This is a genomic window from Dongia sp., from assembly GCF_041910485.1.
Classification (GTDB): Bacteria; Pseudomonadota; Alphaproteobacteria; order Dongiales; family Dongiaceae; genus Dongia.
Genome location: NZ_JAYRQR010000050.1, coordinates 183,126 through 202,983, shown reverse-complemented (window position 1 = coordinate 202,983; position 19,858 = coordinate 183,126). Strand labels below are relative to the sequence as shown.

The following is a 19,858-nucleotide window of genomic DNA, read 5'->3' as shown; positions in this document are numbered from 1 at the left end:
AGCTTATTCGTTGCGGTGTTCGGCCGCCTGGTGATGAAATTGCAGCGCCACCAGGACGCCTTTCATGGGGCGCAACAATCCGATGGCGCCGCCACCCACCACAATGGGCCAAATGAGGATATGCACCCAGAGGGGCGGTTCAAAGGAGAATTCGACCCAGAAGACCAGCGGCATCACCAGGGCACCCAGAATGAGGATGATGAAGACGGCCGGTCCGTCGCCACTATCGGCCGATTTCAGATCGGCGCCGCAGGCCGGGCAGGTATCGTTGAGCGCGAGGATGCCACGAAAAAGCCTGCCTCGCCCGCAGCGCGGGCAACGGCAGGCCAATCCGGTCAGAATGGGTGAGGGCGCCATGAGACCCCTCACCCCAGCTGAGCAACGAGGTTCATCAATAGTTGGAGCCGGAGCCCCAGATATAGACGAACGTAAACAGGAACAGCCAGACCACGTCGACGAAGTGCCAGTACCAGGCGGCCGCTTCGAAGCCGAAATGATGATCCGGCGTGAATTGCCCCTTGATGCCGCGGATCAGGCAGACCAGCAGAAACAGGGTGCCGACGATGACGTGGAAACCGTGAAAACCGGTCGCCATGAAGAAGGTCGACGAATAGATACCGTCCTTGAAGGCGAACGGCGCGTGGGCGTATTCGAAGGCCTGCAGGCTGGTGAAGATGAGCCCCAGCAGAACCGTGATCGACAGACCCTGGATGAAGCTCTTGCGGTCACCTTCGCGGAGCGCATGGTGCGCCCAGGTGACGGTGCAACCCGACAGCAGCAGGATCATCGTGTTGAGCAGCGGAATCTCGAACGGGTCGAGGACTTGGACGCCCTTGGGCGGCCAGACGCCGCCGATCGCTTCCTTGGGGAAGAGCGAGGAGTCGAAGAAGGCCCAGAAGAAGGCCACGAAGAACATGACTTCCGAGGCGATGAAGAGGGCCATGCCATAGCGCAGGCCGATCTGCACGACCGGGTTGTGCGCCTTGTCGATCTCGGCTTCGCGCACCACGTCGCGCCACCAGCCGAACATGGTCCCCAGGATCATGACGAGGCCCGGCACGATCGCATAGAGCGGCAACTTGTCGTGCATGTAGAGGACCATGCCCATGAAGAACACGCCGCCGGCAAGGCTGCCGACCAGCGGCCACGGGCTGGGATTGACCAGATGATAGGGATGATTTGGCTTATGTGCCGCGTCGCTCATGGCTTCTACTCTCTCTTTCAAAACGACCGATCACCCCGGGACTGTCCCCCTGATCGACCGGATTTCCTGACAATCTACTTAACTGCCGCCACCTTGGCCAGCTTGCGCCGGCTGTGCTTCCTTGCCGACCCCACCCACAACCTGGTCTGAATCGGCATTGGGAACCTTGAAGAAGGTATAGGCCAGGGTCACGTCGCCGAGACGCGACAGATAGGGATCTTCCTCGAGCTTCGGGTCGAGGAAGAACACCACCGGCATCTCCACGCGTTCGCCTGGCTTCAGTACCTGCTTGTCGAAGCAGAAGCACTGCACCTTCACGAAATACTGTCCGAACACATCCGGCGAAACGTTGAACGTCGCCGATCCGGTCACGGTCTCATTGGTCGGGTTCTCGGCGATGAAGAGCGCCTTGTAGGTAACGCCCGTGCGCACTTCCATCGACCGCACTTCCGGGCTGAAATGCCACGGCATGCCGGCACCAAGGTCGGTGTTGAAGGTGACACGCATTTCCCGATTGCCGACAACGCTTTTATTCTCGGCCGCGCGCTGGGGCGTACCGCCGAAACCGGTCGCCTTGCAGAAAAGGTCGTAGAGCGGCACCGACGCATAGGCGAGGCCGGTCATCCCGCAGACGATGCCGGCCAGCGACATCATCAGATTTCGGTTGCGGCGCGCTAGGCTGTTGGGTGCGGTCTTGGCCATCAGGCGCCTCCCATCTTCACGATGGAAACGATGAAGACGAGCGCCACGAACAGCAGCAGCGCGCCGGCCAATGCCCAATTGCGTTGCTTCAGACGCTTTTGACGTTCGAGTTCCACGCGATCCTCACCGCTCATGATCAGAAGCCCCCGCCCAGCAGCGCAACGAGCCCGGGTGCCCGGTCGATCATCAGCACGGCAAAATGCAGGAAGAGATAAAGGAGCGAGAAGCCGAACATCCGCTTCGCCCATTTAAGATCGTCCGACGTCAACACGCGGACGGCGTAGTAGATGAAGCCCAGGTTGAGCGCGATTGCCGTGGCGCCGTAGATCCAGCCGGCAACACCCAGAAACACGGGGGCGAGGGCGATCGGCGCCAGCAGCAGCGTATAGACCAGCATCTGCTTCTTGGTCGATTTCATGCCGGCCACGACCGGCATCATCGGCACGCCGGCCTTGGTGTAATCCGGGTTGCGCCACAGGGCGAGCGCCCAGAAATGCGGCGGCGTCCACATGAAGATGAGAAGGAACAGCGCGATCGAGGCAATGTCGATGCTGCCCGTCACGGCGGCCCAGCCGATCATCGGCGGGAAGGCGCCGGAGGCGCCGCCGATGACGATGTTCTGCGGCGTGCGGCGCTTCAGCCACATCGTATAGACGACGACGTAGAAGAAGATGGTGAAGGCGAGGAGCGCCGCCGCGGTCAAATTGACCGCGAGGCCCATCAGCATCACCGAGAAGATGGAAAGAGTGAGGCCGAAGGCGAGCGCTTGTTCGGGCGCCACATAGCCTTTCGGGATCGGGCGGCCGCAGGTGCGGCTCATGACGCTGTCGATGTCGCGGTCGTACCACATGTTCATGGCACCCGAGGCGCCGGCGGCAACCGCGATGCACAGAACGGCGACGGCGCCGATCAGCGGATGAATATGGCCGGGCGCCACGTAGAGGCCGGCGAACCCGGAGAAGACCACCAGCGACATGACGCGCGGCTTCAGCAGAGCCCAGAAATCGCCCACGCGCGCGCCGGCCAGCACCAGTTCCGATGCAGCCTCGCCTTCAAGCGACATATCGAGCGCGTTGCGACGCACTTTAGCCATTCGAACAGGACCTAGAAAACTTTCGGGCGGCGGAGGGTTGCTCCGCCGCCCGCTTGGTAACGCTTAGTGATGCTTTGCCGATTCGATGACCGGCAGTTCCTCGAACGTGTGGAACGGCGGCGGCGACGGCAGCGTCCATTCCAGGGTCGTGGCGCCCACGCCCCACGGATTGGCGACGGCCTTGCGGCCGGCAAACACCGTGTAGATCGCCATCACCACGAAGAAGATGGTCGAAGCAAAGGCGATGAACGAACCGATCGACGAAATCTCGTTCCAGAACGCATAGGCGTCCGGGTAATCGGGATAACGACGCGGCATACCAGCCAACCCCAGGAAGTGCTGCGGGAAGAAGGTCAGGTTCACGCCGATGAAGGTGGTGATGAAGTGCAGGTAACCGGCCCAGGCGGGATGCTCGCGGCCGGTGATCTTGCTGATCCAGTAGTAGTAGGCGGCAAAGATCGAGAACACGGCACCCAGGCTGAGGACGTAGTGGAAGTGGGCCACCACGTAGTAGGTGTCATGGAGGCTCTGGTCGAGACCGCCGTTGGCCAGCACCACGCCGGTGACGCCACCGACGGTGAACAGGAAGATGAAGCCGAAGGCCCAGACCATCGGGACCTTGAACTCGATCGATCCGCCCCACATCGTGGCGATCCACGAGAAGATCTTCACACCCGTCGGCACGGCGATGACCATGGTGGCGGCGGTGAAGTAGGCGCGGGTGTCGACGTCGAGGCCCACCGTATACATGTGGTGCGCCCAGACGACGAAGCCGACGAAGCCGATGGCAACCATCGCGTAGGCCATGCCGAGATAGCCGAACACCGGCTTCTTCGAGAAGGTCGAGACGATCTGGCTGATGATGCCGAAGCCCGGAAGAATGAGAATGTACACTTCCGGATGGCCGAAGAACCAGAACAGGTGCTGGAAGAGGATCGGATCACCGCCCTGGTCCGGCTTGAAGAAGGCCGTGCCGAAATTGCGGTCGGTGAGCAGCATCGTGATGGCGCCGCCGAAGACCGGCAGCGAGAGCAGCAGCAGGAACGCGGTCACCAGCACCGACCACACGAACAGCGGCATCTTGTGCAGGGTCATGCCCGGCGCGCGCATGTTGAAGATGGTGGTGATGAAGTTGATGGCGCCCAGGATCGACGAGGCACCGGCAAGGTGCATCGAGAAGATCGCCATATCGACCGCCATGCCCGGCTGTCCTTCATCGGACAGCGGCGGGTAGAGCGTCCAGCCGCCACCGACACCGCCATCCACGAAAGCCGAGCCGATCAGCAGGGCGATCGACGGGATGAGCAGCCAGAAGCTGATGTTGTTCATGCGCGGGAACGCCATGTCGGGGGCGCCGATCATGAGCGGCACGAACCAGTTGCCGAAACCGCCGATGAGCGCCGGCATGACCGTGAAGAAGATCATGATGAGGGCGTGGGCGGTGATGACGACGTTCCACAGCTGGCCGTCGACCTGCGCGTCGGTGCCGAAATACTGGATGCCGGGATGCATCAGCTCGGCGCGCATGTAGATCGAGAATGCACCGCCGATGAGGCCGGCGCAGATCGCGAAGATAAGGTACATCGTGCCGATGTCCTTATGGTTCGTCGAGAAGAGGTAACGGCCCAGACCGGTTGGATGATGGTCGTGATGGGCGTCGTGATGATGTGTACTGACGGGGCTCATGGCTCTTGTCCCTACTCGGATTGGCTATGGTCTTAGTTGGCCGGCTGGGTCGAAACCGGGGCGGCGACCGCAACGTCGGTCGGGTTGCTGCCCGGGACTGTGACCCCGTCTACCTTGGCGAACTTCTTCTGGGCCTCTGCGACCCAGGCCTGGAATTCGGCATCCGTCACGGCGCGGATCTTGATCGGCATGAAGGCATGCGCCGTGCCGCAGAGCTCCGAGCACTGACCGTAATAGAGACCCGGCTTGTCGGTATCGATGTTGAACCAGCTTTCGTTGACGCGACCCGGCACGGCGTCGTGCTTGATGCCGAAGCTGGGCACGGTCCAGGAATGGATCACGTCGGTCGAGGTGATCTGGATGCGGATGTTCTTGCCAACCGGGACGACGACTTCATTGTCGGTCTCAAGGAGGCGCAACTGACCCGGCTGCAACTTGTCGGTCGGCACCATGTTGGCGTCGAAGGTGAAGTTGCCGTTGTCCGGATATTCATAGGACCAGTACCACTGATGGCCGATCGCCCGGATGGTCAGGTCGGCCTGGGGCAGGTCCAGCTGCTTGTAGAGCAACTTGAAGCTGGGGATCGCGACGACGATGAGGATCAGGACGGGGATGACGGTCCAGGCGATCTCAAGGCCGGTGTGGTGCGTGGTCTTCGACGGCACCGGGTTCTTCGACGCGCGGAAGCGGAACATGATGTAGAGCAGCAACAGCAGCACGAAGATCGTGATGACCGTGATGATCGGCAGCAGCACCACATTGTGGAAGTGATGGCTGTCGGCCGCGATCGAGGTCGCCGCTTCTTGCATACCAAGCTGTTCGGGCTTGGCCGCGCCGATCACAGCTTCTTGGGCCAGAGCCTGACCGGCCCCCAGCACGGTGGCGCCCAGCAAGGCCGCGGCACCGGTCATCCGTGTCCAGGACTTGGCGGTCTTGGCCACACCATTATTCATGCGCGTGAGAAACATATCGGTCCCATCCGTTATGGCTAGGGTAGATAGGCAATAAATCCTGTCATCCGGATTTTCGCCAATCGCCCTGGCATGATCAATTCCGCGATCCGGCGGGCCGCCTTTGGCTGCCGTTCGAACCGCGCATCCCCTCTTCGATTTCAGTGCTGCGGCGACAGATGCGTGGATCCCGACCGCAAGCAGGCTGAAACTACACGGGACCTTGATCTAGCTCAAGCATCGGCAAGGGCTAAACGTCGCAGGAAGTGCCTGAAAAGAGCCCTGAAATTGCATCTTCGCGCCCCCGACCGGTCAAAGCGGCACTGGTCTGCGTCATTACGCCGCAATCACTATGGTTAATATTCATTAATGAATCACCGCTATTTGCCCTGAGAGGGTGGTGGCCGCATAATGAGTCGACATATTGAACCTTCCCGACGGGCCGCCTAGATAGTGCCGGGAAATGTAGGTAACGCCATGCAATACCGACCGAATTCGACCGTTCATCCGACTCAGCACCGACCTGTCCTCAGCGAGCTGTCGGCCCGTTCACGCGACATTTTCCGGACCATCGTCGAAGCCTATGTCGAAACCGGTGAGCCGGTCGGGTCGCGGACCCTGTCGCGGCGCCTCGGCCAGCTGGCTGGCGGCCAATTGTCGCCGGCCACGATTCGCAACGTCATGGCGGATCTGGAGGAATTGGGGTTGCTGTTTGCGCCCCACACCTCGGCGGGTCGTTTGCCGACCGATCTCGGCCTCAGGCTGTTCGTCGACGGGCTCATGGAAACAGGTGGTTTGACTGAGGCCGACCGCGCCTCGATCGATGTGCAATGTGCTGCTACCGGGAGATCGCTGCCTGAGGTGCTCGACCAGGCGACGCTGATGCTCTCGGGCCTGTCGCGCTGCGCCGGCATGGTCGTGGCACCGAAGACCGATCGGCCCCTGAAGCATATCGAATTCGTGCATCTGGCACCTGGCCGGGCCCTCGTCGTGATCGTGACCGAGGGCGGGATGGTCGAAAACCGTATCGTCGATGTGCCGCTCGGGCTGCCGTCCTCGGCCCTCCTCGAAGCCACCAACTATCTCACCACGCGGTTGGCGGGTCGGACTCTGGGCATGGGGCGCGATCAGATCCTCTCCGAGCTCGAGACGGAGCGTGCAGCGCTCGATGCCCTGGCCAAAAAAGTGGTGGCGGCCGGTCTTGCCTCCTGGGCCAAGGAGGAGAATAGCGGTGCCTTGATCGTGCGTGGGCAGTCGCATCTCCTTGAAGACGTTACCGGAATCGGCGACCTGGAGCGCCTGCGCTCGCTTTTTGCCGCACTTGAAACCAAGGAGCAGCTTCTTAAATTGGTCGAGGCGGCCGAAGTGGCCGATGGCGTGCAGATTTATATCGGTGCCGAGAACGATCTTTTCGGCCTGGCTGGCTGTTCGGCGGTGATATCGCCATATCGCGACAGCCAGCGGCGGCTGATTGGCGCCATCGGCGTTATCGGTCCCAGCCGTATAAATTATGCGCGCATTATCCCTATGGTGGATTATACCGCCAAGGTCATCGGCCGGATTCTCGGCTGATAGATCAATCAAACGTCTGCAATCGGGAGTTCGAGTTCGACATGACGGGTTCTGAGGAAAAGGAATTTATCGACAATCCCGTCAGCGGGGCTGAGGACAAGCCGGAAGCAGCCGGTGATGGACCGGTCGATTTGGCTGCGCTCCAGGCTGAATATGTCGCTATCAAAGACCAACTTCTGCGCGCGGTGGCTGAGACCGAAAATACGCGCCGGCGCTTGACGCGCGAGCGCGACGAGACGGCGAAATATGCCGCTTCGAGCTTCGCCAAGGAGATGCTGGACGTTGCCGACAATCTGCACCGCGCCCTGGCGGCCATTCCGGCCGAGGCGCTGGCGAAGGATGAAGTGCTGAAGTCGCTCTTCGACGGCGTGTCGGCGACCGAGCGCCAGTTGGACGCAGCTTTTACGCGGCAGCACGTCAAGCGCATCTGGCCGGAAGGTGAGAAGTTCGACAGCAATCTCCACCAAGCCATGTTTGAGGTGCCGGGGACATCGCAGCCGAGCGGCACGGTGGTTCAGGTCCTGCAGGCGGGCTACACGATGCACGACCGGCTGCTGCGCCCGGCCTTGGTCGGGGTTGCGAAAGGCGACGCTAAGCCTGCCGGCGAAGCGGGGCATGTCGATACGGTGGCCTAACTAGGGTACTTTCACCTTCCATCAATTGAGATTGCGAGAGGGGCGACCGGTCGCCCCTCTTGTTTTCGGACCGGCCATGCCACCTGCCCAAAGATTGCTCGCCCTGCGGCTGCTGCTATCCACCGGAATCTTGCTGGGGCTCAATGCGCCGCTCGGCAAGCTTGGCCGCGAGGCCGGAATTTCGGCCGCTGGCTGGGCCTTCGCCATTGCCGGCGGTGGCGCTCTGGTTCTTCTTTCCGTCATTCTGTTGCGCCGGCAGGCCATTCGTTTCGATCGGCAGCATTGGCGCTATTATCTCATCACGGCGCTGCTCTCCTACGTCATTCCCAATCTCATCATCTATGCGGCCATCCCGCATCTGGGTGCTGGCATGACGTCGATCTATTTCACGCTGTCGCCGATCATGACCTTGGGGTTCGCCATTGCTTTGGGCACGAAACGACCTGGGGCGTTGGGCGCTGCGGGTATTGTGCTGGGATGTATCGGTGCGCTGATTGTGGTCCTCTCGAAGGGGCAGGTGGGACGGCCCGCTGATATCAGCTGGGCGATCGGCGCTCTGGTCATTCCGTTCAGCCTCGCCGCGGGCAATGTCTACCGCACCATCGATTGGCCGGAGGGGGCAGCCCCCTTGGTGCTCGCGATGGGCAGCAATGCGATGGCGGCGTTCTTCCTCATCCTCGCGGCCTTCTTGTTCGATGGGCAAGCGCCGTTTGCGGCATTGGCGGCACAGCCGCTGCTCGTCATGGCGCAGATCGCCATCGCCGCCCTCATGTTCGCGCTCTTCTTCCGGCTGCAGGTCGCCGGCGGGCCGGTCTATCTCAGCCAGATCGGCTATGTCGCCGCGGCGACAAGCCTCATCGTCGGCACCTTCCTGCTGGGTGAGGCATACGGCATTGCCACCTGGGGCGGCGGGCTGGTGATCGTCGCCGGTGTGATCGCGACGACCCTGGATCGCGGGGCGAAGACTCAACCGCGATAGGGCAGCAGATCCCGGTCCCAGGGCGGTGTCCCCTTGAACGCGTCGCCGAGGAAGTCGACCATCACCCGCACCTTGGCGCTGACATGGCGCCGGCTGGGATAGAGCGCCAGCAAATCCGTGTCGCTGATATCATGGTCCGGCAACAGGCGCACCAGGCGCCCGGCGCGGATGTCTTCGCCGACCAGGAAGGCTGCCGGCCGGATGATGCCGTGCCCGGCCAGTGCCGCGGCGCGCAGGGTCTCGCCGTTATTGGTATGGAAGGCGCAATTGACGCGCACGCGCTGCGCTGCGCCAGTCCGGTCGGTGAAGTGCCATTCGTCGCCGGTCGCGGCGTAGGAGAAGCCGAGGCAGGCATGGTCGGCGAGATCGCGCGGCTGTTTGGGTGTGCCGTGCGCTTTGAGATAGGCCGGCGCTGCGCAGACCAGATTGCGCGAGGTGGCGAGTTTCTTGGCGATGAGATTGGCGGGGTTCATCGCCTGCGAGACGCGGATGGCGAGGTCGTAGCCTTCCTCCACCATGTCGACCACGCGGTCGATGAGATCGATGTCGAGTTCGATCTCCGGATACATCTTCATGAAGCGGGGCCAGAGCGGCGACAGATGCTTGATGCCGAACGTGACTCCGGCATTGATGCGCAGCTTTCCCCGCGGGTTCAGCGTCGTGCTGCCGGCGATGGCCTCCGCCTCCGCCACATCATCGAGGATCGACCGGCACCGCTCGTAGAGGGCCGTGCCGCTCTCCGTCAGGGACAGCCGTCGCGACGAGCGATTGAGGAGCCGGGTGCTGAGATGCCCCTCCAGTTCGTTCACATAGCGCGTCACGTTGGCCGGCGACGTGTCGAGGGCGTCGGCCGCCTTGGTGAAGCTTCCCTTGGCGACAACGGTCGCAAAGACCTCAAAGGCGCGAAGACGGTCCAAGAGACTGCACCATTATTCATAAAAACTGAATGATATGATCATTTCCTGTGCCTTCATTCAAGTCCTGATCAGGCCTAGCTTCTCCTCATCAGGCCGGAGCGATGGGCTCCACGGCCGCCAAAGCAAGGAAGAAGCGTCATGAATCGTCTCTCTGGGAAAGTCGCCATCGTGACTGGTGCCAGCTCGGGCATCGGCCGTGAAACCGCCAAGCTTTTTGCCGCCGAAGGCGCCAAGGTCGTTGTCGGCGCCCGCCGCCAAAGCGAACTCGACAGCCTGGTCGCCGAGATCAAGGCGGCGGGTGGCGAGGCCATTGCCGTTGCCGGCGATGTTGCCTCGGAAAGCTATCAGGCCGCTCTGGTCGCGACGGCGGAGAAGAGCTATGGCGGGCTCGACATCGCCTTCAACAATGCCGGCACCTTGGGCCCGGTCGGTCCCAGCCACGAAGTGACCGAGGCTGACTTCAATGCCGCCATTGCCGTCAACCTCACCGGTTCCTTCCTCGCCGCCAAGCACCAGATCCCGGCCATGGAAAAGCGCGGCGGCGGGTCGCTGCTCTTCACCTCGACCTTCGTCGGTTACACGGCCTCCTTCCCGGGCATGGCGGCCTATTCTGCGAGCAAGTCCGGCCTCATCGGTCTCACGCAGGCGCTTGCCACGGAATATGGCGCGAAGAACATCCGGGTGAATGCCGTCCTGCCGGGGGCGGTCGACACGCCCATGTACCGCGAGAAGAACAGCACCGAGACCGAACAGACTTTCATCAAGGGCCTTCATGCCTTGAAGCGGGAAGGCAAGCCGGAAGAGCTGGCCCGCGCGGCCTTGTTCCTGGCATCCGATGACGCAAGCTTCGTCACCGGCACGGCGACGCTGGTTGACGGCGGCCTTTCCATCAACCGGGTCTAAAGGGGTCAAACCGCTTCGCTCTCCGATTTCGCCGCCGCCGATCGTGCCGGCGGCGGGTCGGGGTGGCGCTCGAAGGCGCTGCGATACTGGCGCGGCGTCTTCTGGTAGGTGGCGCGGAATAACCTGCTGAAATGGGCCTGGCTGGTGAAGCCGGCGCCAAGCGCGATCTCGCCGATCTGACGCCTTTCTTCGTCCGGCCGTTCCAATTGACGGCGACATTGTTCGAGCCGACGCTGCCGCAGGAAATCGCTGAAGGTGGTGCCGTCTTCCTGGAACAGCATGGCAATATAGCGCGTGGTGATGCGGTACTTGGCGGCCACCGCCTGCACGCCGAATGTCGGTTCATGAAGCTCCAACTCGATAAAATCCTTGATGCGCCGAAGGAGCGAGGCGCGATAGGGCGATACGGCGGGCCGGTTCTCAAGCTGATCGGCGAGCAGGATGCCCAGCAGGTCCATCGCATGGCCGGCGAGGCGCAGCGACATCGGCTGCCGCAAATCGACATTGCCGAGAGTCTCAAAGAGCTTGCCGAGGAAGTTGGACAGCAATGGCTGCAAGACATGGTTTCTCGGCAGCGGCAGGCCCGTGACATGGGAAAGTTGCGGAATTCTTTCGATCAGCATGTGCCGCGGCATCAAGAGGCCCAATAGCTCTCCTTGTTCGGCGAACTCATACGCAAAGTCCGCCGTCAGATCGATCAGCGCCATGTCCCGCTCACCGATAACCAGTTCGCGGCGCGCAAGGCTGATCTCGATATTGCCGCTCAACGGGATCAGCAACAGGCAGCGCGCCGTGAGCAGGGTCGAAGCCTGGTCCCGGTTGAAAAAACCCCGATGCGCGTTCGCGTCTAAATTTAAGATGGCAAGGTCGTGTAACTGCCGGACCTTCAGCGTCGCTTGGAACGGCTGGTCCATCTGGGCACTGATCGACATGGCAAGTGGTATCTGCGCCAGGATTCTTTCCAATGCGGCCGCGCGCATCGCCGGCGGCAGGTTTTCGCTCGCGTATGACAATGAATGCTGCTGACCCGGCAGTTGGTCCGACATCAAATCGGCTCCAGCCGATGCCGGCATGCGGATTTTTTTGACCGCAGTCGCGCCGCCCACGCGCTACGCGCCGATTGCTCCTTGAGCGCCATCGCGCAGCGGTCCCCTTTGATCTGTGACGACAATCCTGCCGCGGGCATTTTCAGGCAGCGCCGTGCCCTTTGTTTGCCTCTAGAAGAAGCAAGATTTGACCAATGAAGAAAAATCAAGTGGGGCATGTCGTCGTTACTTATTCGATCAATAAATCATTAATACTCACGGACGATTTTCTTATCTGCGGACATAGTTCCCAAGCCATTAACGCTTGGTGCTTTTTGTACTGGTCCGTCCCATTAACGCGGTCGGCTAAGGCTTGGGGGGCCCATGCACACGCGGTTCAAGCAGCGTCGAGAGGGGATCCTCGCCGCCCGCAGTGAAGTTCTGGCTCTGTCAGCCGAACGATTGGTCGGAGAACTGCATACGTTTGCGGCACTCGGGGACGCGCCGCTTCTTGCGGCACTCGCCGTCTCCTACCAGGTCGCCATCGACAATGTTCGGCGTGCGGCCCGCACGGGGGCGGCAATGGCCCCCGTCCTCGTTCAATTCGAGTCAACCGGCCGCGAAGTCGTTGCGGCGCTCATGCGTTTGCAGGCGACGATCCCGCCACGTGAAGGTCCGTCCGGAAAGCTACCGGTATCGGCTGCGGGAGCGCGGCCCTGATCCAAACCCATCCGACACAGGTTTCATTTGAAAGCGGCTGGCGCCTGATGCGTCTGCTGCCGGCGATCCAGGAGGCGCCGTCACCATGAATCTCAGCAATTGGAAAATGCGCTCGAAGTTGATTCTGCTGGTCGGCATCATGGCGCTGATCATCGGCACGGTGGCCGGTGTGGGCGTGATCTATCTCAGAAGTGCCGCGACCGACCTCGGCAAAGTGACAATCAGTGCCGTCGAAGGGGTGACCGGTGCCCGCCTCAACCAGAATGTCATTGCCCTGAACCGGACTGAGTATTTTCTTGCCCTAGATCCGTCTGAACAGGGGATCGAGGCGCGGTTGAAGCGTCTTGCCGAGGACCGGCAGCTTTTCTCGGAACGCCTCGCGCAATTGCGCACCACGGCCGGCGAGACGCGCAACAAGCTCCTCGATGACGTCGAGGCCAGCTATGCCGACTATAACGCCGGCGTCGAGGCCACCTTTGCACTCGCCAAAAAGATCGGGGGCAATGTCCAGTTGGGTGAAGCGCAGCAAGCGCTGCTCGATGCCGTCATGGCCAGCCGCCCTAAGGCCGATGCGCTGCAGAAAACCGTCCGTGCTTACTCCGATTTCGTCATCAAACAGGGCAATGAAATTTCGTCCCAGGCGGCAGCCGATGCGGCCTTCGCCCAGACCTTGATGATTGTCGTGGCCATTGCCGGTGTTGTCGGCGGCCTGGCCTTCGGCTATCTCCTGGCCACGATCGGTATCAGCAAGCCGCTCAGCCTGTCGATCGACAATCTCAACCGTCTGTCGCAGGGTGATCTCACCATCGACATCACGGGCGGCAACCGCGCCGATGAAATCGGCGACATTGCCCGCGCCTTGCAGGTCTTCAAGGATACGGCGACCGCAGCCGAGGCTCTTCGTGCCGAACAGGCCGAGGAACAGCGCGCCAAGGAACGCCGGCAGGGTGTCATCGACGGCCTGATCCGCACGTTCGACGACACCATGTCGGCCGAACTCACACAATTGACCTCCGCCTCGACCGAGCTGCAGGCGACGGCACAAAGCATGTCCTCGACCGCCGAGGAAACGAGCCGCCAGGCGACGGCTGTTGCCGCCGCTTCGGAACAGGCTTCGGCCAACGTGCAGACGGTGGCTGCGGCCGCCGACGAGCTCTCGGCCTCGGTGGCCGAGATCAGCCGCCAGGTCGAACAATCGACCCAGATTGCCGGCAAGGCGGTCGCCGATGCGGAACGCACCGATGCCGCCGTCCGCATTCTTGCGGAAGCTGCGCAGAAGATCGGCGCCGTTGTCGGTCTCATCAACGAGATTGCGAGCCAGACCAATCTCCTTGCGCTCAACGCCACCATCGAGGCGGCGCGTGCGGGTGAGGCCGGCAAGGGCTTTGCCGTCGTGGCGTCTGAAGTGAAGAATCTCGCCACCCAGACGGCAAAGGCCACCGACGATATCAGCGCGCAGATCAGCGGCATGCAAGCCAGCACGGAAGAAGCCGTCAGCGCCATCAAGGGGATATCGAACATCATCGGGCAGATGAGCGAAATCACCACCACGATTGCTTCCGCCGTTCAGGAACAGGGCGCTGCGACGCAGGAAATCGCGCGCAACGTTCAGCAGGCGGCGCAGGGAACCCAGGACGTCTCCACCAATATCGGTGGCGTCACCCAGGCGGCCGGCGAAACCGGGGCGGCATCGAGCCAGGTACTCGGCACGGCCTCGACTCTCTCGCGGCAAGCCGACACGTTGCGCCAGTCGGTCAGCCAGTTCCTTGATGGGGTTCGCACGGCCTGATGAAGCCGTGACCGGCGATTTCCCCGGCGGACCGACGGTGCTGTCCTAGTTGGATGAACTGTCGGCCGCCGGCGGAAAGCTCGCCGGCCAGAAATCGGGATCGTGCAAGAGATCCTGGATACCGTTGATGACAAACTGCACGCCGATGCAGACCATCAGGAATCCCATGATGCGGGAAATGGCGGCGATGCCGTTGGCGCCCAGCAGCCGATTGAAGAGGCCTGCGGCGCGCAGACAGAACCAGATGATGATCGCCGTGATGATGATGCCGACCGAAATCACCACATAGGTCATAGGCGTCGAAAGTTCACCCGATTGCTGCACGGTCGTCGACATAGTGATGACGAGTGCAATGGAACCTGGACCTGAGAGGCCTGGCATCGCCAGTGGCGTGAAGGATATGTCCATCTTTTGTCGAGCCTCGATATCGGAATCGGTATCGAGCGGATTTTCCTGCGGAAACAGCATGCGGAATCCGAGGAATGCGACGATCATTCCGCCGGCAATGCGCAAGCCCGGGATCGAGATGCCGAATAGATCCATGATCAGGACGCCGGCCAGCAGGAAGACCAGCAGGATGGCGGTCATATAGAGGCAGGCCATGGTGATCTGCCGATTGCGCTCGATTGTGGTGAGATTGCCGGTAATGCCGATCAGCATGCCGGCCGCCGAGATCGGATTGATGATCGGCAGCAAGGTCGCGACCGTCCAGCCGATGTAAGAGAGGAAATTGGAGGTCATAATCTCGCGGGTTCCCTTCCTCAGCCCCTTACCTTGCCCATCTTCCCAGAAACCCCGCCCGCGTCAAACCCCTCAACCTATTGTCTCCAGACATGATTCTGCTTTGGCCGGATTCGATCCGTGGCTACGATCGACCCGCCCAAGCTACCGGAGGCCTTGACGATGGAATATGTGCACCACCTGTTGATGGTTTATGCCGTCTATATCCTCGGCACGGCGAGCCCAGGTCCCAGCAACATGACGATCATGGCGGTTGCCATGCAGTATGGCAGGCGCCCGGCGTTGACTCTGGCGGCGGGCGTCATGACGGGCTCGCTGAGCTGGGCAGCGCTGGCGGCGACTGGTCTCTCGGCGGTGCTCGCGACCTATGCCGACGCACTCCTCGCGATCAAGATCTGCGGCGGCCTCTATCTGCTCTATCTCGCCTGGAAATCCGGCCGCAGTGCGTGGCTGGCCAAGGAGAAGGCGGCGATCAAGGCGCCGCATGCGTCACTTTACCGTCGCGGCCTCTTCATGCATCTCAGCAATCCAAAGGCAGTCATGTCCTGGCTCGCGGTCATGTCGTTGGGACTGCAGCCGAATTCACCGGCTTTCATCCTGCCCGCCATCCTCGCCGGTTGTGCGATGCTCGGGACCGCGATCTTCGGCGGTTATGCACTGCTCTTCTCGACGGCGCCGATGGTGCGCATCTATACCAAGGCCCGGCGCTGGATCGAAGGCTCGCTCGCTTGCTTGTTCAGCTACGCCGGATTACGGCTGCTATTGTCCCGCGGTTAAGCTGGAGAGAGGCGCAACTCTCCTAGCCCCGCTTCCAATCGATTCCAAGCAGCAAACATCCCTTCTCCGTACGGCTGTTATGAACCGTGCCCGGCTCGTACATCACGAAATCGCCGGCCTTTAGGATGGTCCCATCGCTCTCGATGAGCTCTCCCTCCAGGATGATGAATTCCTCGCGGAAGGGATGTTCATGGGCGATGGTCTCGGCACCAGGTTCCATGCGGATGAGGTAGGCGCCTTGCCGGTCATCGCGATCGTAGGAAAGCTCGATCACGGACATGTCGCGTTGTACCGGCCCTTCCATGTCATAGGGTGCGAAAGGCTTGATCCGGGTGTGGATGATGCGCCGCCCCGGTTTCCATTCTTCATGCGCGCCTGACATGCCGCTCTCCTTGCCGTAGCCTCAGAGGAGGCCGATGACCGATACCTGCCGACCATAGTCCGGTTCGCCGCGCTTGGTCTTGCGGCGGTAGCTGAAAAAATCATCCTCCAGCGCACAGGTATCGTGCCCGGTGGCGATGACGGTGCCGAGGCCCAGTTTCTCAAGGCGGCTCGCGCAATAGCCGGCAAGATCGAATTGGAACTTGCGGCAGGCATTTGCAGCGAAAAAGCGGGCGTTGGCGGGATCCTGTGCGATGAACGGTGCCGGAAACTCCGTCCCGACTTCGTAGGATGCTTGCCCGATGCAGGGGCCGATCGCGGCGACGATGTTCTCGCGGCGCGCGCCGAGCGTTTCCATGACGCGCACAGTCTCTTCAAGGACGCCGCCGACGGCGCCCTTCCAACCGGCATGGGCGGCGCCGACCACGCCGGCTGCGGCATCGGCGAATAGAACCGGGCCGCAATCGGCGGTCAGCACACCCAAATTGACGCCTTGGGTGTTGGTCACAAGGCCGTCCACTTCCGGGCGGTTCGACTGGTCAAGGGGACGGTCGACCACGAGGACCTTGGCCGAATGCACTTGATAGGCTGTGCTGAGCGGCGTGTCGGTCAATCCGGCGGCCTTCACGGCACGTGCCCGGTTTTCCATGACCCGGTCGCGCTCGTCGGTGGTGCCGAGGCCGCAATTCAAGGAATCGTAAATCCCGTCACTGACGCCGCCATTGCGGGTCAGGAAACCGTGCCGGATGCCGGGCAGCCGATCGAGTTCACCCACGGTCACGATCATAATCCGGCCAAGCCTCCCGCACGTTCAATATTGAGTTGCGGACCGGCCAAGCCGATCACCTTGAACAGCCTGCCCATTTGTTCCGGCGCAATCAAGCGGTGGACTTGGCGGTGCAGGATTTCGCCCGTCGCCGCATCCGCTTTCTGCGCCAGCATATTGGCGCGGAGTTCGATGCCGAGGGCGCGCAGGAAGTCGCCTTGTGCCGTCGGGCCGAACACCTGGGCACCGGCTTCCGCCGCCGCATCCGTGAGGGCGCCGAAATCGACATGGGCCGTGAGATCGGCCTCGCCCAGTGCTTCCAGCGGCAGATGGAATTTGTGCCGCTTCAGCGCCTGGAAGGAATCGCCAAGGCCGCTTTCGGCCGGGCCGTAATCGATGATGAGTGCTGCCCCATTGTCGCGGACCAGGCGGCGGGCGATCGCGTCGATGAGGGCAATCGCGGCGGGGCTCACTTCCGCAACCGCACCGCTCTTGGCATTCCGGTGTGCCGGTCGCAGAAGGCCGATGGCGCTGCTCGGCGCCGTCACGCCGAAAGCGAGGCCGCTGCTATTCTCGGCGACAACGCGTTCCCGCCATCCATCGTCGGTCATGACCAATTGATGGATCGGCAGTGCATCGAAAAGTTCGTTGGCGATGAGCAGCATCGGCCCTTCCGGCACGCTGCCCAAGGTCTCATGCCAAATGGGCGTGTGATCGACGAGTCTTTCCGCCTGCTGCTGCCGCAAGGCCGCGTTGATCTCCACCAGATGCAATTGTTTAGCAGCCAGGAAGGCAGGTGCCACGCGCGCTGCCCGCAGGGCATCGGCCATCAGCGTGCCGCGTCCAGGGCCGATCTCGACCAGATGGAATTTGGCGGGCGCCCCCAGCCGCTGCCAGGTATCGACGCACCACAGGCCGATCAGTTCGCCGAACATCTGGCTGACTTCCGGTGCGGTGACGAAATCGCCTTCCGGCCCCAGCGGATCGTTGTCGCGGTAATAGCCGCCGCGGCCGGCGAGCGCCTCCTGCATCAGCTGCGCCACCGTCAGCGGCCCTTCCAGGGCGATACGTTGGCGGATGCTGCGCTCGACGGCGTTCATCGGCATCAGGCAGTGGCGACGCGGCGGCCGCGCCAGATGAGGTAGAGGCCGTAAACCAGCATCGGCACCGACAGCCATTGTCCCCAGGTCGTTTCGACCAGCGTGCCGCGAAAGGCTTCCGGCTCGCGGAACATTTCGGAAAGGACACGGGCCAGCGCATAGCCGATGAGAAAGACGCCGGACAGGGTGCCGAGCCGTTCGCGCACAGTCCGACGGTGTGCCAGCACGGCGAGTATCAGGAAGAGGAGCAGCCCCTCGGTCAAGGCCTCATAGATCTGGCTCGGATGGCGCGGCAGATTGTCGACATGCGGAAAGATCACCGCCCAGGGAACATCCGTTGGCCGCCCGACCAGTTCGCCGTTGATGAAATTGGCAAGGCGACCGAGGCCGAGGCCGATCGGCGTCGCCGCGGCGGCAAGATCGGCCAGGGCGAAGAAGGGGATGCCCGCGCGGCGCGCATAGATGAACATGGCGGTGATGACGCCGACGAGGCCGCCGTGGAAGGCCATGCCGCCCTTCCAGACCATCAGGATCTCCAGCGGATGCGCGAAATAGTAACCCGGGTCCCACAGCAGCACATGGCCGAGCCTGCCGCCGATGATCGTGCCGAGCGTCGCCCAGGTGATCATGTCCTCGCAATGGTTCGGCTTGACGATCGCGGGCGGCTTCTTGGCGAGATAGAGCATGTAGCGCCAGCCGATGAGGATGCCGAAGATATAGGCCAGCGCATACCAGCGGATCACGATGGGGCCGAGGGCGATGGCCACCGGATCGAATTCGGGAAAGATGAAATAGCTGGTTTCCGGCGTCATTCTGTACACTCGTCAGCGGCCACGGGCTCGGTTATATAAGGCCCAGGGGAATGGGCCACAAGTTTAGGAAGTTTCACCATGCAGAGCGATAACCGCATTCTTGATGACATGGCCAAGGTGGCCGGTGGCGCCATCGGATCGCTCACGGGCCTCCGGACCGAGATCGAGACCAAGATTCAGCATCAGTTGGAACGCCTGCTCGGGCGCATGAACCTGGTCAGCCGTGAGGAATTCGAGACCATGAAGGCGGTCGCCCAGGCCGCCCGCGAAGAGCAGATCAAGCTGGAACGCCGCTTGGCGGCCCTTGAAGCCAAACTGGCCGCCGCAGAAGGGCCGAAACCGGCGCTCTGAACGGGCCTTTTGGGGGCCGCTTCGGAAGAAATGCGGCAGTCGTATTAAACTTCGTAAATGCCTCTTGCGCTGCACCGCCAAATTTGCGACTCTAAATGTGGTGGCGAATTAACCATTCTCCACCAAGCCTTAGGGGTCGCGCGCCCCATGAGTGGCGGCTCCGCGAGGCATGAGTCTGGTCGATCATAGGCGGCCGGTTCGCCCGGCAGCCACCCGCATGGAGGGCGCTTCCGATGCAGTTGAACCACGAATCGACCCTGGCCCCGACCGCTAATCCCCTCGACATGATGGAAGAATTGGTCAACGCCAACGAATGGCGTTACGACCGCTCGACCGACGAGGAGATGATCGTCGAATTCACCGGCCAGTGGTGCGAATACCGCATGTTCTTCGTCTGGCAGGAGGATCTCGGAGCTTTGTATTTTTCGTGCCTGTTCGACACCAAGATTCCGGTGGGGAAGCGTGCCGGGGTGGCCGAGCTGCTGAGCTATATCAACGAGCGCCTGTGGCTGGGTCATTTCGACCTCTGCTCCGAGGAACTGGCGCCGATGTTCCGCCACACCATTCTCCTGCGCGGGACGGCCGGCGTTTCGGCCGAGCAGCTCGAGGATTTGATGGAAGCTGCCATCAATGAGTGCGAAAGGTTCTACCCCGCCTTCCAATTCCTGCTCTGGGGCGGTAAGAAACCGCAGGAGGCGGTTGAAGCAGCGCTGCTCGACACGGTCGGCACGGCCTGATTTCGTCACCGCCCAGCA

The 19,858-nt window shown here is 62.0% G+C and carries 23 protein-coding genes; 9 read left to right on the top strand and 14 right to left on the bottom strand.

Annotated elements, in window-relative coordinates:
• Positions 1-3: 3 nt before the first annotated feature.
• From ACE3PP_RS16965 to coxB, 7 genes are all read right to left on the bottom strand, one after another.
• Entirely contained in the window at positions 4-357 is a 354-nt protein-coding gene (locus tag ACE3PP_RS16965) for a DUF983 domain-containing protein (RefSeq protein WP_374384383.1), read from the bottom strand.
• 34 nt (positions 358-391) lie between these two features.
• Positions 392-1,204, bottom strand: a complete 813-nt coding sequence (locus tag ACE3PP_RS16960; RefSeq protein ID WP_374384382.1) for a cytochrome c oxidase subunit 3 — start codon at positions 1,202-1,204, stop codon at positions 392-394.
• Positions 1,205-1,282: 78 nt separating this feature from the next.
• Positions 1,283-1,906, bottom strand: a complete 624-nt coding sequence (locus ACE3PP_RS16955; protein ID WP_374384381.1) for a cytochrome c oxidase assembly protein — start codon at positions 1,904-1,906, stop codon at positions 1,283-1,285.
• On the bottom strand, positions 1,906-2,040 hold the full coding sequence (locus ACE3PP_RS16950; protein WP_374384380.1) for a hypothetical protein: 135 nt from the start codon (positions 2,038-2,040) through the stop codon (positions 1,906-1,908). The genes ACE3PP_RS16955 and ACE3PP_RS16950 overlap by 1 nt, the downstream gene beginning before the upstream one ends.
• A 2-nt stretch (positions 2,041-2,042) precedes the next feature.
• Positions 2,043-2,969 carry a heme o synthase gene (gene cyoE / locus ACE3PP_RS16945; protein ID WP_374384448.1) on the bottom strand — a complete coding sequence of 309 codons (927 nt, stop codon included), beginning with the start codon at positions 2,967-2,969 and terminating at the stop codon, positions 2,043-2,045.
• A 93-nt stretch (positions 2,970-3,062) separates the two neighbouring features.
• Positions 3,063-4,685: a cytochrome c oxidase subunit I gene (gene ctaD / locus ACE3PP_RS16940; protein ID WP_374384379.1), complete on the bottom strand. Its 1,623-nt coding sequence runs from the start codon at positions 4,683-4,685 to the stop codon at positions 3,063-3,065.
• Between the two features lie 32 nt (positions 4,686-4,717).
• Positions 4,718-5,653, bottom strand: coding sequence for a cytochrome c oxidase subunit II (gene coxB, locus ACE3PP_RS16935; RefSeq protein WP_374384378.1), 936 nt, complete (start codon positions 5,651-5,653; stop codon positions 4,718-4,720).
• A gap of 459 nt (positions 5,654-6,112) precedes the next feature.
• On the opposite strand from coxB, the gene hrcA reads away from it, so the two are divergent.
• The 3 genes from hrcA to ACE3PP_RS16920 all read left to right on the top strand — a co-directional run bounded on the left by hrcA (position 6,113) and on the right by ACE3PP_RS16920 (position 8,821).
• Positions 6,113-7,207, top strand: a complete 1,095-nt coding sequence (hrcA, locus tag ACE3PP_RS16930; protein ID WP_374384377.1) for a heat-inducible transcriptional repressor HrcA — start codon at positions 6,113-6,115, stop codon at positions 7,205-7,207.
• Positions 7,208-7,248: 41 nt separating this feature from the next.
• A complete protein-coding gene (gene grpE / locus ACE3PP_RS16925) occupies positions 7,249-7,842 on the top strand; it encodes a nucleotide exchange factor GrpE (RefSeq protein ID WP_374384376.1) in 594 nt (197 codons plus the stop codon).
• Positions 7,843-7,918: 76 nt separating this feature from the next.
• On the top strand, positions 7,919-8,821 hold the full coding sequence (locus ACE3PP_RS16920; protein WP_374384375.1) for a DMT family transporter: 903 nt from the start codon (positions 7,919-7,921) through the stop codon (positions 8,819-8,821).
• On the opposite strand, the gene ACE3PP_RS16915 is transcribed toward ACE3PP_RS16920, so the two are convergent.
• Positions 8,809-9,738, bottom strand: coding sequence for a LysR substrate-binding domain-containing protein (locus ACE3PP_RS16915; protein WP_374384374.1), 930 nt, complete (start codon positions 9,736-9,738; stop codon positions 8,809-8,811). The genes ACE3PP_RS16920 and ACE3PP_RS16915 overlap by 13 nt on opposite strands.
• Before the next feature lie 138 nt (positions 9,739-9,876).
• Here ACE3PP_RS16915 and ACE3PP_RS16910 point away from each other — a divergent pair, with 138 nt between their 5' ends.
• Positions 9,877-10,641, top strand: a complete 765-nt coding sequence (locus tag ACE3PP_RS16910) for an SDR family oxidoreductase (RefSeq protein ID WP_374384373.1) — start codon at positions 9,877-9,879, stop codon at positions 10,639-10,641.
• 5 nt (positions 10,642-10,646) lie between these two features.
• On the opposite strand, the gene ACE3PP_RS16905 is transcribed toward ACE3PP_RS16910, so the two are convergent.
• The gene (locus ACE3PP_RS16905; RefSeq protein WP_374384372.1) at positions 10,647-11,687 is read right to left on the bottom strand and encodes a helix-turn-helix domain-containing protein; all 1,041 of its coding nucleotides are present in this window, start codon (positions 11,685-11,687) and stop codon (positions 10,647-10,649) included.
• A gap of 363 nt (positions 11,688-12,050) precedes the next feature.
• On the opposite strand from ACE3PP_RS16905, the gene ACE3PP_RS16900 reads away from it, so the two are divergent.
• The gene (locus ACE3PP_RS16900; RefSeq protein WP_374384371.1) at positions 12,051-12,386 is read left to right on the top strand and encodes a hypothetical protein; all 336 of its coding nucleotides are present in this window, start codon (positions 12,051-12,053) and stop codon (positions 12,384-12,386) included.
• 85 nt (positions 12,387-12,471) lie between these two features.
• Positions 12,472-14,175: a methyl-accepting chemotaxis protein gene (locus ACE3PP_RS16895; protein ID WP_374384370.1), complete on the top strand. Its 1,704-nt coding sequence runs from the start codon at positions 12,472-12,474 to the stop codon at positions 14,173-14,175.
• A gap of 45 nt (positions 14,176-14,220) precedes the next feature.
• Here ACE3PP_RS16895 and ACE3PP_RS16890 read toward each other — a convergent pair whose 3' ends face one another.
• Positions 14,221-14,916 carry a MarC family NAAT transporter gene (locus ACE3PP_RS16890; protein ID WP_374384369.1) on the bottom strand — a complete coding sequence of 232 codons (696 nt, stop codon included), beginning with the start codon at positions 14,914-14,916 and terminating at the stop codon, positions 14,221-14,223.
• A gap of 120 nt (positions 14,917-15,036) precedes the next feature.
• Here ACE3PP_RS16890 and ACE3PP_RS16885 point away from each other — a divergent pair, with 120 nt between their 5' ends.
• Complete coding sequence (locus ACE3PP_RS16885) at positions 15,037-15,693, top strand: LysE family translocator (RefSeq protein ID WP_374384368.1); 657 nt, start codon at positions 15,037-15,039, stop codon at positions 15,691-15,693.
• A 22-nt stretch (positions 15,694-15,715) separates the two neighbouring features.
• Here ACE3PP_RS16885 and ACE3PP_RS16880 read toward each other — a convergent pair whose 3' ends face one another.
• From ACE3PP_RS16880 to lgt, 4 genes are read right to left on the bottom strand one after another with little or no spacing between them, the layout of a single operon-like run.
• Positions 15,716-16,075: a cupin domain-containing protein gene (locus tag ACE3PP_RS16880; protein WP_374384367.1), complete on the bottom strand. Its 360-nt coding sequence runs from the start codon at positions 16,073-16,075 to the stop codon at positions 15,716-15,718.
• Between the two features lie 21 nt (positions 16,076-16,096).
• Positions 16,097-16,861 carry a peptidoglycan editing factor PgeF gene (gene pgeF, locus ACE3PP_RS16875; RefSeq protein WP_374384366.1) on the bottom strand — a complete coding sequence of 255 codons (765 nt, stop codon included), beginning with the start codon at positions 16,859-16,861 and terminating at the stop codon, positions 16,097-16,099.
• Positions 16,858-17,940, bottom strand: coding sequence for a class I SAM-dependent methyltransferase (locus ACE3PP_RS16870; protein WP_374384365.1), 1,083 nt, complete (start codon positions 17,938-17,940; stop codon positions 16,858-16,860). Before ACE3PP_RS16870 ends, pgeF begins: the two co-directional genes overlap by 4 nt.
• 5 nt (positions 17,941-17,945) lie before the next feature.
• Positions 17,946-18,752, bottom strand: coding sequence for a prolipoprotein diacylglyceryl transferase (gene lgt / locus ACE3PP_RS16865; RefSeq protein ID WP_374384364.1), 807 nt, complete (start codon positions 18,750-18,752; stop codon positions 17,946-17,948).
• Between the two features lie 78 nt (positions 18,753-18,830).
• Between lgt and ACE3PP_RS16860 the strand changes: the two genes are divergently transcribed.
• Together ACE3PP_RS16860 and ACE3PP_RS16855 are read left to right on the top strand one after the other, a co-directional pair.
• Complete coding sequence (locus ACE3PP_RS16860) at positions 18,831-19,103, top strand: accessory factor UbiK family protein (RefSeq protein ID WP_374384363.1); 273 nt, start codon at positions 18,831-18,833, stop codon at positions 19,101-19,103.
• 233 nt (positions 19,104-19,336) lie between these two features.
• Entirely contained in the window at positions 19,337-19,840 is a 504-nt protein-coding gene (locus tag ACE3PP_RS16855) for a YbjN domain-containing protein (RefSeq protein WP_374384362.1), read from the top strand.
• Positions 19,841-19,858: the final 18 nt, after the last annotated feature.